The following is a 667-nucleotide window of genomic DNA, read 5'->3' on the forward strand; positions in this document are numbered from 1 at the left end:
ACGGCCCAGACCCACCACGTTCCGGGACCGTTGATGCGCAGGAACGTGAGCCCGGAAGTGAGCAGCAGCAGCCCAACAGCCAGCAGAGCGAAGCCCCGCACGTCCAGGGCGCCGCTGGCTTTCAGTCCTGACTCGGGTACGCCGAACCAGATGGCGAGGATGCAGAGGGTGGCCGCTGCGGCAGGAACCATCAGGGTAAGCCGCAGGTCGCCTCCGAAGACGTCCACCAGTGCACCGGCGGCGAGCGCCCCGGCGATGACGCCGAACTGCAGCCCGCCCACCAGCACTCCGGCTGCCTTGCGGGTTACCGCCGCCCGGTTAGGGGCCGACGCCGCCCGCGCGAAAATGAGCGCGACTTCCAACGGCAGCCACACCACGTAGAACCCCTGCAGGGACCACGCCACGAGGAAGGTCCAGAAGTCCGGTGCGAAGGCTACGCCCCAGGAGGCTGCCGCCGTCAGCACGGTGGAAACCAGCAGGATGCGTTTATGTCCGTACATGTCCCCCAGCCGTGCCAGGACAGGCACGGCCAGGGCACTGAACATCAGCTGCGCCGCCTCGAACCAGTTGACGTCGCCGTCGGCAATCCCGAGGTTGCGGGCAATGTCGGTGAGGATCGGAGTGTAGTACCCCTGCAGGATTCCGCTGGTGATCTCGACAAGCACCA

The 667-nt window shown here is 66.9% G+C and carries 1 protein-coding gene; it reads right to left on the reverse strand.

What is annotated here, in order from left to right; genetic code table 11:
• Positions 1–665: MFS transporter (locus tag ACFV20_RS37135; RefSeq protein WP_385665589.1), on the reverse strand; the 665-nt coding region annotated here is incomplete at its 3' end.
• Positions 666–667: the final 2 nt, after the last annotated feature.

Origin of the sequence: Streptomyces sp. NPDC059696, from assembly GCF_042733745.1 — a bacterium.
Taxonomy (GTDB): Bacteria; Actinomycetota; Actinomycetes; order Streptomycetales; family Streptomycetaceae; genus Streptomyces.